19 protein-coding genes and 1 tRNA gene are annotated in these 20,844 nt (G+C 69.5%); 16 read left to right on the top strand and 4 right to left on the bottom strand.

The features are described from left to right. The first annotated feature begins 85 nt into the window (after positions 1 to 85). The 5 genes from ASE14_RS03125 (at position 86) to ndk (ending at position 6,290) form a co-directional block, all read left to right on the top strand. Positions 86 to 481 carry a GntR family transcriptional regulator gene (locus ASE14_RS03125; protein ID WP_056650570.1) on the top strand — a complete coding sequence of 132 codons (396 nt, stop codon included), beginning with the start codon at positions 86 to 88 and terminating at the stop codon, positions 479 to 481. A gap of 277 nt (positions 482 to 758) precedes the next feature. Further along, positions 759 to 4,076 carry an isoleucine--tRNA ligase gene (ileS, locus tag ASE14_RS03120; protein ID WP_056650568.1) on the top strand — a complete coding sequence of 1,106 codons (3,318 nt, stop codon included), beginning with the start codon at positions 759 to 761 and terminating at the stop codon, positions 4,074 to 4,076. After that, positions 4,073 to 5,434, top strand: a complete 1,362-nt coding sequence (locus tag ASE14_RS03115; protein WP_056650567.1) for a folylpolyglutamate synthase/dihydrofolate synthase family protein — start codon at positions 4,073 to 4,075, stop codon at positions 5,432 to 5,434. The genes ileS and ASE14_RS03115 overlap by 4 nt, the downstream gene beginning before the upstream one ends. After that, positions 5,431 to 5,874: a DUF4233 domain-containing protein gene (locus ASE14_RS03110; RefSeq protein ID WP_056651692.1), complete on the top strand. Its 444-nt coding sequence runs from the start codon at positions 5,431 to 5,433 to the stop codon at positions 5,872 to 5,874. Before ASE14_RS03115 ends, ASE14_RS03110 begins: the two co-directional genes overlap by 4 nt. Further along, positions 5,871 to 6,290: a nucleoside-diphosphate kinase gene (gene ndk / locus ASE14_RS03105; protein ID WP_056650566.1), complete on the top strand. Its 420-nt coding sequence runs from the start codon at positions 5,871 to 5,873 to the stop codon at positions 6,288 to 6,290. Before ASE14_RS03110 ends, ndk begins: the two co-directional genes overlap by 4 nt. A gap of 72 nt (positions 6,291 to 6,362) precedes the next feature. On the opposite strand, the gene ASE14_RS03100 is transcribed toward ndk, so the two are convergent. Next, positions 6,363 to 6,989, bottom strand: coding sequence for a vitamin K epoxide reductase family protein (locus ASE14_RS03100; protein ID WP_056651690.1), 627 nt, complete (start codon positions 6,987 to 6,989; stop codon positions 6,363 to 6,365). A gap of 274 nt (positions 6,990 to 7,263) precedes the next feature. Between ASE14_RS03100 and ASE14_RS03095 the strand changes: the two genes are divergently transcribed. Further along, positions 7,264 to 9,927, top strand: coding sequence for an Rne/Rng family ribonuclease (locus ASE14_RS03095; protein ID WP_056650563.1), 2,664 nt, complete (start codon positions 7,264 to 7,266; stop codon positions 9,925 to 9,927). Here ASE14_RS03095 and ASE14_RS03090 read toward each other — a convergent pair. Beyond that, complete coding sequence (locus ASE14_RS03090) at positions 9,916 to 10,209, bottom strand: DUF4031 domain-containing protein (RefSeq protein ID WP_056650560.1); 294 nt, start codon at positions 10,207 to 10,209, stop codon at positions 9,916 to 9,918. The genes ASE14_RS03095 and ASE14_RS03090 overlap by 12 nt on opposite strands. 265 nt (positions 10,210 to 10,474) lie before the next feature. Here ASE14_RS03090 and rplU point away from each other — a divergent pair, with 265 nt between their 5' ends. The 10 genes from rplU (at position 10,475) to ASE14_RS03040 (ending at position 17,359) form a co-directional block, all read left to right on the top strand. Further along, positions 10,475 to 10,783 (top strand): 50S ribosomal protein L21, encoded by a 309-nt coding sequence (gene rplU, locus ASE14_RS03085; RefSeq protein ID WP_082600020.1) that lies wholly within the window; start codon positions 10,475 to 10,477, stop codon positions 10,781 to 10,783. A gap of 17 nt (positions 10,784 to 10,800) precedes the next feature. Next, entirely contained in the window at positions 10,801 to 11,058 is a 258-nt protein-coding gene (rpmA, locus tag ASE14_RS03080; protein WP_056009138.1) for a 50S ribosomal protein L27, read from the top strand. Positions 11,059 to 11,130: 72 nt separating this feature from the next. Then, positions 11,131 to 12,735, top strand: a complete 1,605-nt coding sequence (gene obgE, locus ASE14_RS03075; protein ID WP_082600019.1) for a GTPase ObgE — start codon at positions 11,131 to 11,133, stop codon at positions 12,733 to 12,735. Continuing rightward, positions 12,732 to 13,550, top strand: coding sequence for a glutamate 5-kinase (gene proB / locus ASE14_RS03070; RefSeq protein ID WP_056650556.1), 819 nt, complete (start codon positions 12,732 to 12,734; stop codon positions 13,548 to 13,550). The genes obgE and proB overlap by 4 nt, the downstream gene beginning before the upstream one ends. Positions 13,551 to 13,559: 9 nt before the next feature. Then, the gene (locus tag ASE14_RS03065; RefSeq protein WP_056650553.1) at positions 13,560 to 14,828 is read left to right on the top strand and encodes a glutamate-5-semialdehyde dehydrogenase; all 1,269 of its coding nucleotides are present in this window, start codon (positions 13,560 to 13,562) and stop codon (positions 14,826 to 14,828) included. A 51-nt stretch (positions 14,829 to 14,879) separates the two neighbouring features. Beyond that, positions 14,880 to 15,098 (top strand): hypothetical protein, encoded by a 219-nt coding sequence (locus ASE14_RS03060; RefSeq protein WP_056650550.1) that lies wholly within the window; start codon positions 14,880 to 14,882, stop codon positions 15,096 to 15,098. A 19-nt stretch (positions 15,099 to 15,117) separates the two neighbouring features. Continuing rightward, on the top strand, positions 15,118 to 15,714 hold the full coding sequence (gene nadD, locus ASE14_RS03055) for a nicotinate-nucleotide adenylyltransferase (protein ID WP_369816452.1): 597 nt from the start codon (positions 15,118 to 15,120) through the stop codon (positions 15,712 to 15,714). A 35-nt stretch (positions 15,715 to 15,749) separates the two neighbouring features. After that, on the top strand, positions 15,750 to 16,781 hold the full coding sequence (locus tag ASE14_RS03050; RefSeq protein ID WP_056650542.1) for a hypothetical protein: 1,032 nt from the start codon (positions 15,750 to 15,752) through the stop codon (positions 16,779 to 16,781). A 34-nt stretch (positions 16,782 to 16,815) separates the two neighbouring features. Beyond that, entirely contained in the window at positions 16,816 to 17,190 is a 375-nt protein-coding gene (gene rsfS / locus ASE14_RS03045) for a ribosome silencing factor (RefSeq protein WP_056650539.1), read from the top strand. A gap of 93 nt (positions 17,191 to 17,283) precedes the next feature. After that, positions 17,284 to 17,359: transfer RNA gene (locus ASE14_RS03040), tRNA-Ala, on the top strand. 1,420 nt (positions 17,360 to 18,779) lie between these two features. On the opposite strand, the gene ASE14_RS03030 is transcribed toward ASE14_RS03040, so the two are convergent. Further along, positions 18,780 to 19,268, bottom strand: a complete 489-nt coding sequence (locus ASE14_RS03030; protein WP_082600016.1) for a DUF1761 domain-containing protein — start codon at positions 19,266 to 19,268, stop codon at positions 18,780 to 18,782. 278 nt (positions 19,269 to 19,546) lie between these two features. Then, complete coding sequence (locus ASE14_RS03025; protein WP_235511065.1) at positions 19,547 to 20,836, bottom strand: amidohydrolase family protein; 1,290 nt, start codon at positions 20,834 to 20,836, stop codon at positions 19,547 to 19,549. Positions 20,837 to 20,844 lie beyond the last annotated feature (8 nt).

Raw genomic sequence — 20,844 nt, 5'->3', positions numbered from 1 at the left:
GGCGTGGCCCGAACTCATCCTGACATCGGCGTGCAGTCCCGACAAGCAAGTTGTTCGTATTCCACTAGAACAATAGACTTTGAAGATGCTGATCCGGCTCGACCAGACCCTCGATGCGCCGCTCTTCGAGCAGCTCGCCTCCGGGCTGCGCGCGTCGATCATCGACGGTCGGCTCTCGGGCGGCGAGCGCCTGCCCGCAGCTCGCGAACTCGCCGACTCGCTCGGCGTCAACGTGCACACGGTGCTCCGCGCCTATCACCGGCTTCGCGACGAACGCCTCATCGAGCTCCATCGCGGCAGGGGTGCGGTCGTCGCCGTGCGCATCGGCGGGCACGCCGCGCTCGCAGGTGCCGTGTACGACCTCGTCGACGAGGCGAAGAACCACGAGCTGCCTGAAGCCGCCCTGCTGGCGCTCATCAGCGAGGCGTACCGCTCGGCGCCCCGCGCCTCCGGCGTGCTCCGCCCCATGCCGACGCGGTAGTCTTGACGCCAACGACTTCGATCCGGCCCTCGGCCGGTGCAGCAGTCGTGAAGCAAACGACGTCGATCCGGCCATCACCGGGGAGTCTTCGGAAGAACCCAGGTGGGAGCCACGCGGCATCCGCTCGGCAGTAGAACCGAACGGGGCGGCCCGTCACAGCCGGCAATGAGGGGCGAGTCGGCCGCACGGCGCGACTCGCAAGCGAGGTGGTACCGCGGCGGCGCTCGATCGAGCACCGGCGTCCTCGTGAGAGCATCCGTCCCCGCAAGGAGCGAGCGTGTACCCCCGTACCCCAGACGACCACGGTGTCGCCCCCTCACCCGAGTTCCCCGCCGTCGAGCGCGACGTGCTCGCCTTCTGGAAGGCCGACGGCACGTTCCAGGCCTCGATCGACCAGCGCGAGGGCGCTCCCGAGTGGGTCTTCTACGACGGCCCGCCGTTCGCCAACGGCCTGCCGCACTACGGGCACCTGCTGACGGGCTACGCGAAGGACCTCTTCCCGCGCTTCCAGACCATGCGCGGAAAGCAGGTGCACCGCCGGTTCGGCTGGGACACCCACGGCCTGCCCGCCGAGCTCGAGGCCGAGCGGCAGCTCGGCATCACCGACAAGAGCGAGATCGAGGAGATGGGCATCGCGGCCTTCAACCAGGCCGCTCGCGACGCCGTGCTCCGCTACACGAAGGAGTGGCAGGAGTACGTCACCCGCCAGGCGCGCTGGGTCGACTTCGAGCACGACTACAAGACGCTCGACGTGACGTTCATGGAGAGCGTGATCTGGGCGTTCAAGACGCTGCACGAGAAGGGCCTCGCCTACGAGGGCTACCGCGTGCTGCCGTACTGCTGGCGCGACCAGACGCCGCTCTCGAACCACGAGCTGCGCATGGACGACGACGTCTACAAGATGCGTCAGGACCAGACGGTCACGGTCACGTTCCCGCTCGTCGGGGCGAAGGCCGAGTCGCTCGGCCTCACGGCCGTGCGGGCGCTCGCGTGGACGACGACGCCGTGGACCCTGCCCACCAACTTCGCCCTCGCGGTCGGGCCCGACATCGAGTACGCCGTCGTGCCCGCGGGGCCGAACGGCACGCCCGACGCGACCGTGCTGCGCGAAGAGGTCGGCACCGCCGTCTCGGGCGCCGTGGCATCCGACACCGAGGTGCTCAGCGGCGAGTACCTGCTGGCGATCGACCTCGTCGGCAACTACGCCAAGGAGCTCGGCTACGAGTCCGCCGACGAGGCGCGCGCCGCGGTCTCCCGCACGGTTCGCGGCAACGAGCTCGAGGGCGTCGCCTACGACCGTCTCTTCGACTACTACGCCGACGTCGAGGCCTACGGGCTCGAGAACGCCTGGCGAATCCTCGTCGCCGACTACGTCACGACCGAAGACGGCACCGGCATCGTGCACCAGGCGCCCGCCTACGGCGAGGAGGACCAGAAGATCTCCGAGGCCGCGGGCATCCCGGTCATCATCTCGCTCGACGAGGGCGGCCGGTTCCTGCCGGCGGTGACGGATGTCGCGGGGCTCCTGTGGAGTGACGCGAACAAGCCGCTCACCCAGCTGCTGAAGGCCGAAGGGCGCCTGCTCCGCCAGGCGAGCTACGAGCACTCGTACCCGCACTGCTGGCGCTGCAGGAACCCGCTCATCTACAAGGCCGTCTCGAGCTGGTTCATCCGCGTGCCCGAGTTCCGCGACCGCATGGGCGAGCTGAACCAGGACATCAACTGGGTGCCCGACAACGTGAAGGACGGCCAGTTCGGCAAGTGGGTCGCGGGCGCGCGCGACTGGTCGATCAGCCGCAACCGCTACTGGGGCTCGCCGATCCCGGTGTGGAAGAGCGACGACCCCGAGTACCCCCGCATCGACGTCTACGGCTCGCTCGAGGAGCTCCAGCGCGACTTCGGCCGCCTGCCGGTGAACCCCGACGGCGAACCCGACCTGCACCGCCCGTACATCGACGACCTCGTGCGCCCGAACCCCGACGACCCCACCGGTCGCTCGATGATGCGGCGCATCCCCGACATCTTCGACGTCTGGTTCGACTCGGGCTCGATGCCGTTCGCACAGGTGCACTACCCCTTCGAGAACCAGGAGTGGTTCGACAGCCACAACCCCGCCGACTTCATCGTCGAGTACATCGGCCAGACGCGCGGCTGGTTCTACGTCATGCACGTGCTCTCGACCGCGCTGTTCGACCGGCGCGCGTTCACGAACGTCGTGAGCCACGGCATCGTGCTCGGCAGCGACGGGCAGAAGATGTCGAAGTCGCTGCGCAACTACCCCGACGTCTCCGAGGTCTTCGAGCGCGACGGCTCCGACGCGATGCGCTGGTTCCTGATGTCGAGCTCGGTGCTGCGCGGCGGCAACCTCATCGTCACCGAGGAGGGCATCCGCGAGGGCGTGCGGCAGTTCATGCTGCCGCTGTGGAGCACCTGGTACTTCTTCTCGCTGTACGCCAACTCGGCGAGCGAGGGCGGCTACGAGGCATCCGCTCGCACGGACTCGACCGACGTGCTCGACCGTTACCTGCTCGCCAAGCTCGGCGAGCTCGTCACCGGCGTCACGGCCGACTTCGAGGCGTTCGACTCGCCGCTCGCCGCGGCGAAGCTGCGCGACTTCGGCGACGTGCTGACGAACTGGTACGTGCGTCGCTCGCGTGACCGCTTCTGGGCGGGCGTCGGGGCGGACGGCTCCGGCAGTGAGGCGTTCGACACGCTGCACACCGTGCTCGAGACGCTCACGCGTCTCTCCGCCCCGCTGCTGCCGCTCGTCTCCGAGCAGATCTGGCGCGGCCTCACCGGCGGGCGCAGCGTGCACCTGGCCGACTGGCCCGACGCCGCCGCCTTCCCGGTCGACCACGATCTCGTGGCGGCGATGGACTCGGTGCGCGAGATCAGCTCCGCCGCGCTGTCGCTGCGCAAGCAGTCGGGTCGTCGCGTGCGCCTCCCGCTCGCGCGGCTCACGGTCGTCGCGACGGATGCCGCGGCGCTCGCGCCGTTCGAGGCGATCCTGCGCGACGAGCTCAACGTCAAGGCCGTCGAGCTCGTGACGCTCGACGTCTCGAGCGCCGAGCGCTTCGGGGTCACGAAGCGCCTCACCGTCAACGCACGCGCCGCCGGTCCCCGGCTCGGCAAGACCGTGCAGCAGGCGATCCAGGCCGCCCGCTCTGGCGACTGGAGCGTCGAGGGCGACTCGGTCGTCGCCGGCGGCATCGCGCTCGAGGCGGGGGAGTACGAGCTCGTGCTCGAAGCCGGCGGCTCCGGCGACGGGTCGAGCGCGCTCGCGCTGCTCGCCGACGGCGGGTTCGTGATCCTCGACACCGCGACGACCCCCGAACTCGAGGCCGAGGGCCTCGCGCGTGACGTCGTGCGTGCGGTGCAGGAGTCGCGCAAGGCAGCCGGCCTCGAGGTCGGCGACCGCATCCGCCTCACGCTCACGCTCGACGAGGTCGGCGCGGCGGCGGCGGAGCGACACCGTGAACTCATCGCCGGCGAGACGCTCGCGACCGAACTGTCCGTGATCGCCGGAACCCCCGACGGCGAGGCGAAGCCGGTCGGCGAGTCCTCGCGATTGACCGTGGAGGTGGCGAAGGCATGACCGACGAACTCGACTACGCCGACGCGGCCGACGCCGTGTACCGGAGTCTCCTCGAACGGGTCGGCGAAGCCGCCCCCGAGCCGCGCCTCGGCGCCACGCGCCGAGCCGTGGAGATCCTCGGCGACCCGCATCGCGCCGCGCCCGTGATCCACATCACCGGCACGAACGGCAAGACCTCGACGAGCCGCATGATCGAGTCGATCCTGCGCGCCGGGGGCCTGCGCACCGGGCTCATGACGAGTCCGCACCTCGAGCGGTTCACCGAGCGCATCCTCATCGACGGCGAGCCCGTCGCCGACGAGGCGGTCGCCCGCAACTGGGAGGAGATCGAGCCGTTCATCGCGATCGTCGATGCCGAGCTCGACGCCGCGGGCGAGCCCCGGCTCACCTTCTTCGAGACGCTCACCGCGCTCGCATTCGCGTGCTTCGCCGACGCCCCCGTCGACGTCGTGGTGCTCGAGGTCGGCATGGGCGGCGAGTGGGACTCGACGAACGTGGCCGACGGCCAGGTCGCCGTGTTCACGCCCATCGACCTCGACCACGAGTCGGCGCTCGGAACGACGATCGAGGAGATCGCCCGCACGAAGGCCGGCATCATCAAGCCCGAGGCCGCTGTCGTCACCGCGTTCCAGTCACCGGAGGCGCTGACGGTGCTGCGCGACGCGACCGCCGATCAGGGCGGAACCTTCGCCGTCGAGGGCGGTGGCTTCGCGGTCCTCGACTCGCGCGTCGCCGTGGGCGGGCAGCTCATCTCGGTGAAGGGCCTCGCGGGCGACTACCGCGACCTCGCGCTGCCGCTCTTCGGGCGCCATCAGGCCGAGAACGCCGCCGTGGCGATCGCCGCCGTCGAGTCGTTCCTCGGCGCCGGCACGATGCGCCTGGCCGACGAGGTGCTGCAGCAGGGCCTCGGCGGGGTGACCTCGCCCGGGCGCCTGCAGATGGTCGGCACCGAGCCGCCGGTGCTCGTCGACGCCGCCCACAACCCGCACGGTGCCGCCTCGCTCGCGGCCGCGCTCGGGGAGTACTTCGACTTCGACGAGGTCGCGTTCGTGCTCGGCGTGCTCGCCGGCAAGGATGTCGAGGGCATCGTCGGCGCCCTCGCACCGCTCGCGACCCGATTCATCGTCACCGTCCCCGACTCCGACCGTGCGATCAGGGCCGACGAGCTCGCGGCATCCGTCTCCCGTGCGGCGGGCGCCGACCGGGTCGAGGCCGTCGAGCGCCTCGACGATGCCCTCGACGAGGCCCGCGCCTGGGCCGAGGCCGGGCCGAAGCGCGCCGTCGTGGTCGCCGGATCCATCGTGCTCGTTGGCGAGGCCATCGGCATCGCCGCAGACCGTGAATGGGGACGCGCATGAGCGACTCGACATCGACGCCCGAACCCGACGACACCACGCCGGCCGCTGCCGCGCCTGCGGCGCCGCCGCGCTCCATCCGGCAGAGCCTCGGCGCCATCGTGCTCGGCTTCGAGGTCATCGTGGTCTTCCTCGCCGCCCTCGTCATCTGGGGGCTCGCCCAGGGCGGCGTCGAGGGCGCCCTGCCCTCGTGGGTCGCGCTCGCGGCCGGCGGTGTCATCATCCTCGCCCTGATCGTGACGATCGGGCTCCTGCGATACAGCTGGGCGTACACGCTCGGCTGGGTCATCCAGGTGCTCATCCTCGCGTCGGGCTTCCTCAACCCCGCGATGTTCGTCGTGGGCGCGCTCTTCGGCGGCATGTGGTGGTACTGCATGGTCGCCGGCGCACGTATCGACCGAGAACGAGCGGCAGCGGCCGCGCAATGGAAGGAACAGCAATGACGACCCCCATCGAAGAGACCCTCGTGCTCGTCAAGCCCGACGGCGTCGCACGCAACCTCACCGGCGAGATCCTCCGTCGCATCGAGGCCAAGGGCTACTCCCTCGTCGACATCCGCCTCGTGCAGCCCGACCGCGAGCTGCTCGCCCGCCACTACGCCGAGCACGAGGGCAAGCCGTTCTACGAGCCCCTCATCGAGTTCATGGAGTCGGGCGCCATCGTCGCGATGCGCGTAGCCGGCAACCGGGTCATCGAGGGCTTCCGCGTGCTCGCCGGCACGACCGACCCCACGACGGCGGCTCCCGGCACGATCCGCGGCGACTACGGCCGCGACTGGGGCCTGAAGGTGCAGCAGAACCTCGTGCACGGCTCCGACTCGGTCGAGTCGGCCGAGCGCGAGCTCGACCTCTGGTTCTGAGGCGTCGAGCCTCGGCATCGCTGAACGGATGTCGCGGCGCCCTGGTCACCCGGGCGCCGCGACATCCGCGTCTCAGCTGAAGGCGTTCTGCAGGTCGATGATCACCCGCGGGATCGCGTCCATCTGCGCCTGGGCGAGCAGCACGACCACGGCGTAGCAGACGACGGTGATGAGCGGCACCCATCCGAGCCAGCTGCCCGCCAGTCGCCGGACGCGCGCCGACGCCGGAATGTTGCCTTCACGGAGGTTGTAGAGCGTGAGCGCGAAGAACAAGGGGATCGTGACCGCCCACGTGAGCATGCACCAGGGGCACAGCACGTCGAGCACGTAGATGCTCTGGTAGATGAGCCAGCCGACGAAGACGAGTGCGCCGGCGACACCGACGTTGAACGCCGCCCAGAACCAGCGGGAGAACGTCGCCCCGGCGAGGATCGCCATGGCGATGGTGATGACGACGGGCCACGCCATGAGGCCGATGAACGGGTTCGGGAATCCGAAGACGGCGCCCTGCCAGGAGGCGAGGTTGGTGCTGCAGCCGACGAGGACCCCGACGTTGCACGAGGGGATGTGCGACGAGTCCATGAGCGAGAGCACCTTCTCGAGGGAGAGCTCGTACGCTGCCAGGAGGCCCAGGCCCCCGGCGATCAGGAGGAAGACGGCGAGGCCGATGGGCCGGGAACGGCTGGGGGAGTCCTGCATGCTCGGATTATGGCATGCCGATTCCGCCCCCAGCTGCGAGATCATGCGATAATCGAAGGAGTCGTCCGGGCCGCGCCCGGCACGACGCCAATGAGGGCTTTGAGGATGCAGCGCATCCGAGTGGGCGGTGAACGCACCGCAAGACGTGGCGACACAGGCAACCTGCCGGTCGCAGTAATGAAGGATTCGGCGGCTCGGCGCAAGCGCGGAGCCGCTCCAGACGAGTACGGGACGACGGCGCGGCTGTCGGAACCGGCGTAGGAGTGCACCAGAGATGGTGGAAGGCAACGAGAAGAACACGAACGAACCCGAGGCCGGCAACGGCCCGACCCGACGTCGCGGCGGCCTCTTCGGCGCTCGGCGCGGCGGTCGCGCGAAGTCGGTCGACAGCAAGGTGACGCCCGCGGTCGAGACGCCGGCGACGCCGGTCGCCGAGAAGGCGGTGCCGGATGCCGCTGCGCCGGTCGTCCCCGCGAACGAGACGGTCGACGCCGCGAGCGTCGACGCAGCTGCGGTGGCCGCCCCGTCCGCCTCGCCCGAGGGCGAGCCGGCCGTGGCAGCCGATGCCGAGGCATCCGCTGCGCCCGTTGCCGAGGTCGTCGTCGAGGCGGTCGTCGAGACCGTCGCGGTCTCGCCGATCCCTGCGACGCTCACCACGACCTCGCTGATCTTCCACGCGCCGCCGGTGCTCGTGGGCTTCGATCGGCCCGAGCGCGAGGAGCGCGGCGGTCGTGACGACCGCGGCGGACGTGAGCGCGAGCCCCGTGACGACCGCGCCGGTCGCGAGCGCGACGACGACGAGTCGTCGACCGTCCGGCGGCGCACGCGCCGTCGCAGCGGCGAAGAGGGCCGTGCGAATGCCGACGAGCCCGCCAACACGGTCGTCAAGGTGCGCAAGCCCCGCGAGGTCGAGCTCATCACCGAGCCGCAGAAGGTCAAGGGCTCGACGCGGCTCGAGGCGAAGAAGCAGCGTCGGCGCGACGGGCGCGACGCCGGCCGCCGCCGCGCGGTGATCACCGAGGCCGAGTTCCTCGCCCGCCGCGAGTCGGTCGACCGTTCGATGGTCGTGCGCGAGAAGGGCGGCCGCATCCAGATCGGCGTGCTCGAAGACGGCGTGCTCGTCGAGCACTACGTCGCTCGCAACCAGGACGCATCGCTCATCGGCAACGTCTACCTCGGCCGCGTGCAGAACGTGCTGCCGAGCATGGAGGCCGCGTTCGTCGACATCGGCCGTGGCCGCAACGCTGTGCTGTACTCGGGCGAGGTCGACTGGGAGGCCGCAGCCGAGAACGGCGAGAAGAACCAGCCGCGCCGCATCGAGCTCGCACTGAAGCCCGGTGACCGGGTGCTCGTGCAGGTCACGAAGGACCCGGTGGGTCACAAGGGCGCGCGCCTCACGAGCCAGGTCTCGCTGCCCGGTCGCTACCTCGTGTACGTGCCCAACGGCTCGATGAACGGCATCAGCCGCAAGCTCCCCGACACCGAGCGCGCGCGCCTGAAGAAGATCCTCAAGGAGGTGCTGCCCGACAACCAGGGCGTGATCGTGCGCACCGCGGCCGAGGGTGCCACCGAAGAGCAGCTCACGCTCGACGTGAACCGCCTCATCGCGCAGTGGGCCGACATCTCGACGCAGCTCGAGAAGGTGCAGGCGCCTGCGCTGCTGCACTCCGAGCCCGACCTGCTCATCAAGATCGTGCGCGACGTCTTCAACGAGGACTTCCAGAAGATGGTCATCGAGGGCGACGAAGCGCGCCAGACCATCGAGCGGTACCTCCGCGCGGTCGCTCCCGACCTGCTCGAGCGCGTCGAGGCGTACGACGGTGAGCGCGACTCCTTCGACGAGTTCCGCATCAGCGAGCAGATCGAGAAGGCGCTCGACCGCAAGGTGTGGCTGCCCTCCGGCGGCTCGCTCGTCATCGACCGCACCGAGGCGATGACCGTCGTCGACGTCAACACGGGCAAGTTCGTCGGCTCCGGCGGCAACCTCGAGGAGACCGTCACGAAGAACAACCTCGAGGCGGCGGAAGAGATCGTCCGCCAGCTCCGGCTCCGCGACATCGGCGGCATCATCGTCGTCGACTTCATCGACATGGTGCTCGAGTCCAACCGCGACCTCGTGCTGCGCCGACTCGTCGAGTGCCTCTCGCGCGACCGCACGAAGCATCAGGTCGCCGAGGTCACCTCGCTCGGCCTCGTGCAGATGACCCGCAAGAAGCTCGGCCTCGGGCTGCTCGAGTCGTTCAGCGAGCCCTGCGAGGTCTGCGCCGGTCGCGGCATCATCGTGCACCACGAGCCCGTCGTGAAGCACCGTTCGGCTCAGCAGTCGCAGCCCGAGCGTCGCCGCGGTCGCGGTGGCAACCAGCAGCCGTCGACGCAGCCTCCGGCAGAACCGAAGGCGCACACCGGCACCCACGCGATCACCGACGACGTCAAGAACGCGCTGGCGCAGATCGCCGCGTCGACGATTCCGCACACGGAGCAGAAGCCCGAAGAGCCGGCAGCGGATGCCGCGGGCCGCGCGCCGGTCGCCCCGCAGGCCGACGCCGGCGAGAAGCCGGCCGAGACCTCGGGTGGTCGCCGTCGCGGCCGTCACCGTCGCGTCTCGCAGGAGCAGGGCGCCGCACCGGCGACCGCCGCCGCCGAGCCCGCGCCGGTCGAGGCGCAGCAGGAGCCCGTGCAGCCGGCACCTGAGGTCACGCAGATCCTCGACCTGCCCGTGGCGCCCGCGTCGCGCAAGCGGCCCGTCCGGGTCGCCGAGACCGAGGTGCTCCTCGACTCGGTGCTCGACGCGCTCCCGGCCCCGAAGAAGGCCGGCGAGGGTCGCTCGCGCAGCCGCCGCGTCTCGACGACGGCGCTCAGCACCACCGCCGGCGGCCCGCCCGTGATCACCCGGGCCGACGGCTCGGGCGACGACGCGGCATCCGACTCAGCCGAGTGAGTCCCGGGCTGCGCGCTCGCGCCGTTCACGCGGCGTGACGCGCAGCCCGCTCCGGCGGAGTCGTTCGACGAGCTCCCGAGGCGAGACCGGCACGGCCCCGGCCGCGACGAGGTCGTCGTACCGCTCGACCGGCACGTCGTAGTGGTCGAGATCGAACGATCTCGGCGGCAATCCCGTACTCTCAGCGAACTCGCGGAGTTCGGTGATCGACTCGTCGCTGACGAGGTGAGCCCAGACAGTGCCGTGCTTCGGCCAGAGCGGCGTGTCGATGAGCACGGTCATGGGCCGATCCTACGCGGCGAGCCCGCGACTCGCCGGTGCAGCGCGTTTGACCGGCCTCCCGACATCCGGTAAACTCGACCGTTGGTGCCGCCGCTTATCACGGTGCGCCCATCCGCAGGTCTCCGGAACTCGGTTCACCGAACTCCAGAATCGCCTGCACACAGTTTTCTGCCAGTCACCACCCTTCTTCCCGCTGGGGCGACCGTGCAGTGACACCCCATCAGACAGTCGGAGCCCTCGGGCTCCCCAGAGATAGGTACGAGTAGTGGTTTACGCAGTAGTGCGCGCCGGCGGTCGGCAGGAGAAGGTCGAAGTCGGCACCATCGTGACGATGGACCGCATCAAGGCAGACAAGGACGGCAACGTCACGCTCGCCGCGGTGCTCCTCGTCGACGGCGACAAGATCACCTCCGACGCCAAGGCGCTCGAGAAGGTCACGGTCACGGCCGAGGTTCTCAACGACCTCCGCGGTCCGAAGATCGTGATCCAGAAGTTCAAGAACAAGACCGGCTACAAGAAGCGCCAGGGGCACCGTCAGGACCTCACGCGCGTCAAGGTCACTGGAATCAAGTAAGGCCTGGGAGAAGCGAAATGGCACACAAAAAGGGAGCAAGCTCCACTCGCAACGGTCGTGACTCCAACGCGCAGCGCCTCGGCGTGAAGCGCTTCGGCGGCCAGGTCGTCGGCGCAGGCGAGATCATCGTCCGCCAGCGCGGCACGCACTTCCACCCGGGCGCGGGCGTCGGTCGCGGTGGCGACGACACCCTGTTCGCGCTCGAGGCCGGTGCAGTGCAGTTCGGCAACAAGGGCGGCCGCAAGGTCGTCAACATCGTGGCGGTCGGCGAATAGTCGATCGACGTTCATCGTGAGGGCGGGCTTCGGCCCGCCCTCACGTGTTTTACTCGGTTTGGAGGATGCAGCATGGTCAGCTTCGTCGACGAGGTGACGCTGTTCCTGCGTGCCGGTCATGGCGGGAACGGCTGCGTCTCCGTTCGCCGTGAGAAGTTCAAGCCGCTCGCCGGCCCCGATGGCGGCAACGGCGGCAACGGCGGCGACATCGTGCTCATCGCGGACCCGCAGGTGACGACGCTGCTCGGCTACCACGGACGCCCGCACCGCTCTTCCGCGAATGGACAGCCCGGCATGGGCGACCACCGTTCCGGCGCCCTGGGCGAGACCCTCGAACTCCCCGTGCCCGTCGGCACCGTCGTGAAGAACACCGACGGCGAAGAACTCGCCGACCTCACCGAGCCCGGCACGCGCTTCGTCGCGGCGGCCGGTGGCCTCGGCGGTCTCGGCAACGCCGCCCTCTCGACCACGAAGCGGAAGGCACCAGGCTTCGCCCTGCTCGGCACGCTCGGCGACGAGGTCGACATCACGCTCGAGCTCAAGTCCATCGCGGATGTCGCGCTCGTCGGCTACCCGTCCGCCGGCAAGTCGAGCCTGATCGCCGCCATGTCGGCCGCGCGCCCGAAGATCGCCGACTACCCGTTCACGACGCTGCACCCGAACCTCGGCGTCGTCCAGGCCGGCGACCACCGCTTCACCGTGGCCGACGTCCCCGGTCTCATCGAGGGCGCCAGCGAAGGCAAGGGCCTCGGACTCGAGTTCCTCCGCCACGTCGAGCGCTGCTCGGCCCTGCTGCACGTGCTCGACTGCGCGACACTCGAACCCGGCCGCGACCCGATCACCGATCTCGAGGTCATCCTCGCCGAACTCGCCGCGTACCCCGTGCCCGACGGCCAGCTGCCGCTCCTCGAGCGCCCCCAGATCATCGCGCTCAACAAGATCGACGTGCCCGAGGCGCGTGAGCTCGCCGAATTCGTGCGCCCCGACCTCGAGGCGCGCGGCTACCGCGTGTTCGAGATCTCGACCGTCAGCCACGAGGGTCTGCGCCAGCTCGGATTCGCGCTCGGCGAGCTCGTCGACACGGCTCGCGCGGAAGCCGAGGCGACGCCGGTTCCCGAGCGCATCGTCTTGCGGCCGAAGGCCTCCAACGACCCCGGCTTCACCGTGCGCGCCGAGGGCGGCAGCTACGGCACCATGTACCGCGTGCTCGGCCAGAAGCCCGAGCGCTGGGTGCAGCAGACCGACTTCGCGAACGACGAGGCCGTCGGCTTCCTCGCCGACCGCCTCGCGAAGCTCGGTGTCGAAGACGCGCTCGTGCGCGCCGGTGCCGACGCCGGTTCGACGGTCGTGATCGGCAAGGGCTCCGGCGTCGTCTTCGACTGGGAGCCGACGCTCACCTCGACGGCCGAGCTCATCACCGCACCGCGCGGTACCGACACCCGGCTCGACGAGAACCGCCGTGCGACGCGCGCGGAGCGTCGCAGCGAGTACTACGAGCGCATGGACGCCAAGGCGGAGGCCCGCGCAGAGCTCGAGCGCGAGCGCACCGCCGGAATGTGGTCGGAAGCCGACGAGCAGACGGCGGCCGATGCAGCGGCGAACAGTGCTGCCGACGCCCCGGCGAAGGCAGCGGCCGCCGATGCCGGGAAGGACTCGAACGGCGAGGATCGGGAATGACCCCCGCGAGCCGCTCCGAGATCCCCGCCGCCGGCCGCATCGTCGTCAAGGTCGGCTCCTCGTCGATCAGTGGTGAGAACGCCGAGCAGATCGGTCCGCTGGTCGACGCCCTCGCGGCCGCGCACGCGCGCGGTGCGGAGATCGTGCTCGTGTCCTCCGGAGCGATCGCCACGGCGCTCCCGCTCCTCAGTCTCGACGGACGGCCGACCGACCTCGCGACGCAGCAAGCCGCTGCCGCCGTCGGCCAGAACGTGCTCATGTGGCGGTACCAGACGAGCCTCGACCGCTATGGCGTGCTCGCCGGCCAGGTGCTGCTCACGGCCGGCGACCTCGAGCACGCGACGCCCCGATCGAACGCGCAGCGCGCGATGGACCGGCTCCTCGCCCTCCGCATCCTGCCCATCGTGAACGAGAACGACACGGTCGCGACGCACGAGATCCGCTTCGGCGACAACGACCGTCTCGCGGCACTGGTCGCCGAGCTCATCGGCGCCGACCTGCTCGTGCTGCTCTCCGACGTCGATGCGCTGTACACGAAGCCGCCGCATCTCGACGGAGCCGAGCGCATCGCCCATGTGGCGTACGGCGACGAGCTCGCCGGTGTCGAGATCGGTTCCGTCGGCCGCGCAGGGGTCGGCACCGGGGGAGCGGAGACCAAGGTCTCTGCAGCCCGCATCGCGGCCGAAGCCGGCACATCCGTGCTGATCACGGCGACGCCGCTCGTCGCCGAAGCACTCGCGGGTCACGACATCGGCACCTGGTTCGACCCGGCGCCCGCACGTCACACGACGGAGCGCGACACGCCGCTCGCCTAGGCTTGGGGCATGGACCAGCCCGACCTCGACGTCTCGGTGATCGACGCCCGCCTCGCGGCCGCGAAGGACGCCTCGCGGCGCCTCGCCCGCGCCTCGACGGCCGAGAAGGACGCGGCGCTCGAACAGGTGGCGCAGCTGCTGGCGACGCGAACCGCCGAGATCATCGCCGCGAACGCCCTCGATCTCGAGGCCGGTCGAGCCGCGGGGCTCGGCACCGGCCTGCTCGATCGCCTCACCCTCGACGAGCGGCGTGTGGCCGCGCTGTCGGAGGCGGTGCGGGAGGTCATCGGCCTCACCGACCCCGTCGGCGACACGGTCAGCGGCCGCTCGCTGCCGAACGGCGTGCGGATCGACCAGATCCGGGTTCCCCTCGGCGTCATCGGCGCCATCTACGAGGCGCGGCCGAACGTCACGATCGACATCGCCGTTCTCGCACTGAAGAGCGGCAATGCGGTGGTGCTCCGCGGCGGCACGGCCGCCGAGCAGACGAACCGGGTGCTGGTCGGAGTGCTCCGCGATGCGCTCGATGCGGTCGGCCTGCCCGCCGATGCGGTGCAGACCGTCGACGACTTCGGTCGCGCCGGCGCCCGGCACCTCATGCAGGCCCGCGACTACGTCGACGTGCTGATCCCTCGCGGCAGCGCCGGACTCATCCGAGCCGTCGTCGACGAGGCGAAGGTCCCGGTGATCGAGACCGGAGCCGGTGTCGTGCACATGTTCCTCGACGAGAGCGCTCGCGAGGACTGGGCGGTCGAACTCGTGCACAACGCGAAGACCCAGCGCCCGAGCGTCTGCAACGCCCTCGAGACGCTGCTCGTGCACGCCGATGCGGCCGAGCGGCTGCTGCCGCCGGTGCTCGCGCGCCTCGAGGCATCCGGAGTGACCGTGCACGGCGACGATCGCGTTCGGGCGATCCGGCCCGAGGTGGCGCCCGTCACCGATGAGGACTGGGCCACCGAGCACATGTCGCTCGACATCTCGGTCGGGGTCGTCGACTCGATCGACGAAGCGATGGAGCACATCCGCCGCTACTCGACGAAGCACACCGAGTCGATCGTGACGAACGACCTCGGCAACGCGGAGCGCTTCCTCAACGAGGTCGACGCCGCCGCGGTGATGGTGAACGCATCGACCCGGTTCACCGACGGCGCCGAGTTCGGCTTCGGCGCGGAGGTCGGCATCTCCACGCAGAAGCTGCACGCCCGTGGCCCGATGGGGCTGCCCGAACTGACCAGCACGAAGTGGATCGTGCGTGGTGCCGGACATGTGCGCAGCTGACCTCGCTAGACTGTCTGGAGCACGACCCGCAGGATTCGAAAGGAACGGCGAATGAGCCTTGTCACCGCAGTGCAGACCGCGACGGTGTTGACCGAGACGGTGCACGCGAGAGAGCTGCCGATGGAGTCCTGGGTCTACGGCCTCATCGCGCTCATCATCTTCGCCGCCCTCGGATTCGTCGTCGCGTCGTACCGAGACGTGGCGAACCGCCACGCTGCCAAGGCCGCGGCCTACGCCGCACGCCACGGAGAAGAGCACGGCAGCCACTGAGGCGGGCGGGCACGCGATGATGGTCGCGGAGCGCCGGCCTCGCATCGGAGTGATGGGCGGTACGTTCGACCCCATTCACCACGGCCACCTGGTCGCGGCGAGCGAGGTCGCGCAGTCGCTCGACCTCGATGAGGTCGTGTTCGTGCCGACTGGCCAACCGACGTACAAGTCGAACGTCACGCAGGCCGAGCACCGCTATCTGATGACCGTGATCGCCACGGCGTCGAACCCGCGCTTCACCGTGAGCCGGGTCGACATCGATCGCGAGAAGCCGACGTTCACGATCGACACGTTGCGCGACATCCGCAGCGAACGGCCCGACGCCGACCTCTACTTCATCACCGGAGCGGACGCGATCGCGCAGATCCTGTCGTGGAAAGACGTGCAGGAGCTCTGGGATCTCGCGCACTTCGTTGCTGTGAGTCGCCCGGGACATGTGCTGTCCGTTTCGGGTTTGCCCGAGCAAGACGTAAGCTTGCTGGAAGTTCCGGCACTGGCGATCTCGTCGACCGATTGCCGGAGCAGGGTGCACCGGGGTTTCCCGGTTTGGTACTTGGTGCCCGATGGGGTCGTCCAGTACATCTCCAAGCACCATCTCTACCGGAGTGTCGAATGACGTCGTCGCAGGATCCGCCGCTGACGCGCCGCGAAATGCGCGAACGCGAGCGACTGCTGGAGCAGCAGGAGCCTTCGGTGACCCCGGATGCCGCCGTGCAGGCCGCGCCCGCTCCGGCGCCCGTGCCCGTGGCTCCGCAGCCGGTGCCCGTGGCTGCGCCGGCGCAGTCGGTTCCGGCCCCCTCGCTCCCTGTGTCCGCGGCGAGTCCCGCCTACGCCGCTCCCCGCCCCGCCGGCGGGTTCGGCGAGGCTCCCTCCGCATTCACAGCGCCGCCCGCCGCGGCGCCGCCCGCGCCCCCGCAGCAGAGCCCGTTCGCACCGCGACCCGTGTCGCCCCAGGCGCCTGCGGTTGCACCGCAGCCTTCGGCGCAGTCCGCGCACGAGGCCACGACGCCCGAGCGCACGCTCACGCGCCGTGAACTGCGTGCCATGCTCGACGGCGCCCAGCTCGACGAGTTCGATCTCGAAGACGATGAAGCCGAGCAGGAGGGCGCGACCCGCGAGATTCCCGGCCCTGCCGTGTCCTTCCCTGTTTCGGCGGGGCCGACGCATCCGGCTCAGCCCGACGACGCATACGCCGCGCCGTCGCCCGCAGTGGGGCACTGGACCTCGCAACTGAACGCTCCGGTCGAGTCGGCCGAGCCGTTCGACCAGCTGCTCTCGCGCGGTGGCGTGAGCCACGGCGTTCCGACGACCACGAACGCGCTGATCCTGCCGACGCTGCCCGACCACGGTTCGCTCGGCACACCGCTCGCCGCGAGCGGTGAGATCATCGCCACCGGCTCCATCGACCTGCCGCGCTCGTTCGGCGCGAGCGGCGTGCACCCGAGCCGCATCGACTCCTCCGACGTCGATCGCCTGTTCGACCAGATCGAAGACGTCGGCACCGGCGCCGCGCCTGTCGCGGCGACTCGTGCCATCAGCACCCAGGGCGCTTCCCGCGCCATGATCGCTCCGCCGAAGAAGGAGGGCATGAACGTTCCGCTCGTGCTCGCCGTGACCGCCGGAGTGCTCGCGCTCGGCGTCGTGGCAACCCTCGTCATCGGTGCCATGGCGGGATTGTTCTGATCCGAGACATCCATCACGCACCGGAAGTGAGCGCATGACTGCATCCGACCAGGCCCTCGAAACGCTCGCGCTGGCAGCGCGTGCGGCCGACTCGAAGGGCGGCGACGACCTCGTCGCGCTCGACGTGTCGCGCCAGCTCCCGTTCGCCGACGTGTTCCTCATCGTGACCGGCAACTCCGAGCGCAACGTCATGGCGATCGCCGACGAGATCGAAGACGTGCTCGGCCGTGCCGGTACGCCGACCAGGCGCCGCGAGGGCCACCAGGTCGGGCGCTGGATCCTGCTCGACTTCGGCGATCTCGTCGTGCACGTCTTCCACCAGGAGGAGCGGCTCTACTACGGCCTCGAGCGTCTCTGGGCCGACTGCCCGGCGCTTCCCGTGGCGCCGTTGCTCGCTGCGAGCAGCTGATCGAAGCGGGCTTCACCGGTCGAGAGTCCCTCGATTTCGTCTGCGGGCGGAGGCTGGTGTAAGCTCAATTCGTTGCCTCAAGCGAGGCAGAACGGGTCTGTGGCGCAGCTGGTAGCGCACCTGCATGGCATGCAGGGGGTCAGGGGTTCGAGTCCCCTCAGATCCACCAAAGCCCTTGATGAACGTCAAGTTCTCAGGGGTTCTTTTCTTTGAAACAGGGCTTCTGGGGCCTTTTTGGGGCCTTTTTGGATTTCCGCCCCGTTCCACAGCGATCCACAACGAATCGCCTCGGACGACGAAGGCGGTCTCATTGAGGTCTTCGACGAACGCGGCAACGAGAGCGGCGGAGTTGTTCGCTCCGGCGCCGGTCGCGGGCAGGTAAGGGGCGCCGTTGCTGCGAAGGAACGCTTCGGGGTCGAACCCCTCGCCGTCGCCGGGGGAGACGGCGTCGAGTACGCGGGGGTCGGCGAGGGCGCCGAGGGAGAGGGACACGCCCTGCCAGATCGAGTCGCGGGTGCGGGGGTCGGCTTCGAGTATGGCCTGGAGCGAGTCGCCCCACCTGGTGGCGGCGGCGGGGTTGCCGAGAAGGATCGCGACGGCGTCGTGGGCTGCGGCGGGGTCGAGGGTCCAACGGTAGAGCTCGGCGGGTGGGCGGTGGTCGAGTGCTGCGGCGTGGAGGAGGGTTTGGAGTGCGGTGCGGGTCTTGGCTTCCCAGAAGCCGCCGCCGTCGACCCCACCAGCGGCGAGTCCGGTGGCGCGGATCATCGCAGTGAGCGGGTCCTCGCAGCCACGGATCGGTGACCAGCGCAGGCCAGCGGGCACTCCGGCAGCGAGCTGCTGTGGGTCGAACACCGCCACGGGGCCGATACGCCTGCGGGCGCGGAGCGTGGCTGTGAGGTTGTCGGGCCTGGTCGAAGTGGTGACCACAGGGCCGGGGGCATCGAGGATCGCGTTGATCACGATGTGCACGCCCTTGCCGGAGCGAGGCGGCCCAATGATGAGCATCGAGTCCTCGATGCTCGCCCAAACATCCGTGCCGCAGGAGCGACCGAGGACGTATCCAACGTCGGTCGGCTTCGCATCAGTCAGTGAGGGTCGCAAGTGGGCGGCGCGTTTCATGAGGGCGCTGCGGGATGCCGCGTGGCTGACGTCGGCGCGGGTGGCGATGCCTGGGATGTGGTGGGGGTCGGTCTTCGTGGTTCGGCCGGCGGTGCGCAGCATCCGCCATGACCACACGGTTGCCGCGATGGCCGTGCCGATCAGGACGGTGGCGGCGATCCAGAATGCGACGGGTGCAGGCCGGGCGCGTCCAGCACGGCAGTGGGATCGCCCGGGCCGGAGGAGCACGGCAAGTCCGGCTTCCGGCCCGCGCGCCGGCTGGGGGAGTCCGGTCGCCCACGCCGCGACCGCGCCCGCGGCGCGGAGCAGGAGCGCGAGGCAGGCCGCGCCGATCAAGAGCCCGATACCGAGGCTGGCGAGTTCGTCGTCGAGGGCGCGTTGTACTCGTGTCGTGCTCATCGCGCCCGTCGCATCCGCGGCATGCACCGCGCCCGAGACATCCGTCGTGTCTGCTCTGTCATCGCGCTGCCTCAGAGGATGAGGTCGGCGCCGCTGCGGCTGAAGTGCCGGGTGGTGGAGTAGGCGAAGGTGCGGTCGCCAGAGAAGCCCGCGGTGGAGTCGAGCAGGTCGGTGATGTCTTGCGCGTCGGTGACGAGCTCGTGGGTGACGTTCAAGAATGTGAGCGCTACCGGCCGGCCTTCGAATGCATCATGGGTCACGAATCGTGCCGCCGTGAATCCGGCCCACATCAGAACGGCTGTTGCCAGAGCTGCTTCCAAGTAGCTGACATCGAACGCGAGCCACGCGGTGTGGGTTGCAAGCGCGAGGACGATGGCAGTTACGAAGCTCACTACTGTCGTTGCGAGAATCGCTCCGGTCGCGTTCGATGGGTTTTCAAGATCGACCTTCGCAAGAAGGGCCCATCGAGTGCCGAAGACCTTCGGCGCGTACCAGACCGATCCTACGAGTAGCGTCGACGCCGCAGCCAGGAGTACCGCCCACAAGTTCAAGTCCAACATGCTTTGCTCCCTCCGTCCGAATGTTGCTTACGAGATATGGACGGGCGCGGAGGCCCGTTGGGACGCGGAGATTTGCACTGCCTTGCTGCGATGAGTGTGAAGTCGTCCCGATCGAGCACGTTCACCATGCGGAGGTCGGTTGTCCCGGAGTTGCTTCGACTCGGCAACTTCTCGAGGCCTTGAAGCTTCGACCCTGCGCGCCCTGCGCCCCTGCGCCCCTTCGTCACGACCGTGCGCGCTGTGCGGCTCTCGTTCTGTGCTTTCGATCCGGGCCAAACTCAGAACCCGCTGTCGCGGGCGCCGTCGCTGACATGCGATTGTAGGAATGAGCCTGGATATGCGCGTTGATGGTGTCCCACTCGCTCTTCGAGTGGGCGTCGATCCGACACGATGACCCCGTCATGGATCACGAGGCGGAGGTTCTCGGAGAATCGCTCGAAGTTCCACGCATCCGCGCCGAGGACGATCAGATCGGCCGCCTTGCCCTCGCCGACTGTGCCGATCTCCCCATCGACCCGGAGCAGCTCAGCGGCCGATGAGGTCGCGGCAACCAAGGCCTCCTGCGGGCTGAGGCCGGCGCGAACGAGCCAGTGAAGCTCTTTCGCTGAGTGGCCGTGCGCGAACACTCCGCTGTCAGTGCCCATCGCGATCCGCACGCCGGCCGCATGGGCGCGAGCCACCGAGGCAAGGTGCGCCCCAGCGATCCCACGCGCCTTCCGTTCCATGTCCGGCGTCACGCTCATTCCGGCATCGATGGCTTCGACGAGGGCGATCGGTGCGAGGAGCGTCGGCACGAGCCAGGCTTCGGTCTCGAGGAACAGCTCGATCGCATCGTCGTCGAGGTAGACGCCGTGCTCGATCGAGCGCACGCCGGCGCGCAACGCCTGCTTCACGCCCGCCGCTCCGTGCGCATGAGCCATCACATCGAGGCCGGCCGCGCGAGCTTCCTGCACGCAGACCTCGAGTTCCTCGAGCGAGAACTGCGGATGCTGCGGATCGTCGCGCGGCGACATCACCCCGCCCGACGCGCAGACCTTGATGGTGTCAGCGCCAGCCCGGATGATCTCCCGCACACGTTTCCTCATGGCGTCGACGCCATCGACCACCGTGTCGGGGCGCCCCGGATGAGGCACGAGCAACCGTTGCACATCGCCATGCACGTTCCAGCCGTCCACGTGCCCGCCCGTTTGGCTGAGTACCGTGATCGCGATCACGAGTCGCGGGCCACGCACGAGCCCGGCTTCGACTGCTGTCTTCACACCCAGATCGATGCCGCCGCCGTCACGCGCCGTCGTCACCCCGGAATAGAGCATCGTTGAAAGATTGCGCGCGGCTTCGAAAAACTGCATCGAGAATGGTTGGGATGCCGCCTTCACCACGTCCATGCCGTCGAACTGCGCGTGGACATGGCAGTCGATGAGGCCCGGAGCCACGAGCATGCCCGTGACGTCGATGCGTGCATCGCCCGAGAGTGCGTCGCCGACGGCGGCGATCCGCCCGGCTTCGATCGCGACGTCGACCGCACGGGGTTCGGTACCCGTGCCGTCGAATACGGTGCCGCCGTGCAAAACCAGGC

This window comes from Agromyces sp. Root81, assembly GCF_001429165.1.
Taxonomy (GTDB): domain Bacteria; phylum Actinomycetota; class Actinomycetes; order Actinomycetales; family Microbacteriaceae; genus Agromyces.
Note: the sequence above shows the minus strand (reverse complement) of the source record. Positions and strands in the feature narration are given on the sequence as shown.

Bases quoted from the DNA above. Each gene is read 5' to 3' on its own strand.
- ASE14_RS03095 (WP_056650563.1), top strand. From the start codon at position 7,264: ATGGTGGAAGGCAACGAGAAGAACACGAACGAACCCGAGGCCGGCAAC.
- rsfS (WP_056650539.1), top strand. From the start codon at position 16,816: ATGACTGCATCCGACCAGGCCCTCGAAACGCTCGCGCTGGCAGCGCGT.
- proB (WP_056650556.1), top strand. From the start codon at position 12,732: ATGACCCCCGCGAGCCGCTCCGAGATCCCCGCCGCCGGCCGCATCGTC.
- ASE14_RS03125 (WP_056650570.1), top strand. From the start codon at position 86: ATGCTGATCCGGCTCGACCAGACCCTCGATGCGCCGCTCTTCGAGCAG.
- ASE14_RS03065 (WP_056650553.1), top strand. From the start codon at position 13,560: ATGGACCAGCCCGACCTCGACGTCTCGGTGATCGACGCCCGCCTCGCG.
- nadD (WP_369816452.1), top strand. From the start codon at position 15,118: ATGGTCGCGGAGCGCCGGCCTCGCATCGGAGTGATGGGCGGTACGTTC.
- ASE14_RS03050 (WP_056650542.1), top strand. From the start codon at position 15,750: ATGCGCGAACGCGAGCGACTGCTGGAGCAGCAGGAGCCTTCGGTGACC.
- ASE14_RS03090 (WP_056650560.1), bottom strand. From the start codon at position 10,209: ATGACCGTGCTCATCGACACGCCGCTCTGGCCGAAGCACGGCACTGTC.
- ASE14_RS03110 (WP_056651692.1), top strand. From the start codon at position 5,431: ATGAGCGACTCGACATCGACGCCCGAACCCGACGACACCACGCCGGCC.
- ASE14_RS03115 (WP_056650567.1), top strand. From the start codon at position 4,073: ATGACCGACGAACTCGACTACGCCGACGCGGCCGACGCCGTGTACCGG.
- ASE14_RS03100 (WP_056651690.1), bottom strand. From the start codon at position 6,989: ATGCAGGACTCCCCCAGCCGTTCCCGGCCCATCGGCCTCGCCGTCTTC.
- ndk (WP_056650566.1), top strand. From the start codon at position 5,871: ATGACGACCCCCATCGAAGAGACCCTCGTGCTCGTCAAGCCCGACGGC.
- rpmA (WP_056009138.1), top strand. From the start codon at position 10,801: ATGGCACACAAAAAGGGAGCAAGCTCCACTCGCAACGGTCGTGACTCC.
- ASE14_RS03060 (WP_056650550.1), top strand. From the start codon at position 14,880: ATGAGCCTTGTCACCGCAGTGCAGACCGCGACGGTGTTGACCGAGACG.
- obgE (WP_082600019.1), top strand. From the start codon at position 11,131: ATGGTCAGCTTCGTCGACGAGGTGACGCTGTTCCTGCGTGCCGGTCAT.
- ASE14_RS03030 (WP_082600016.1), bottom strand. From the start codon at position 19,268: ATGTTGGACTTGAACTTGTGGGCGGTACTCCTGGCTGCGGCGTCGACG.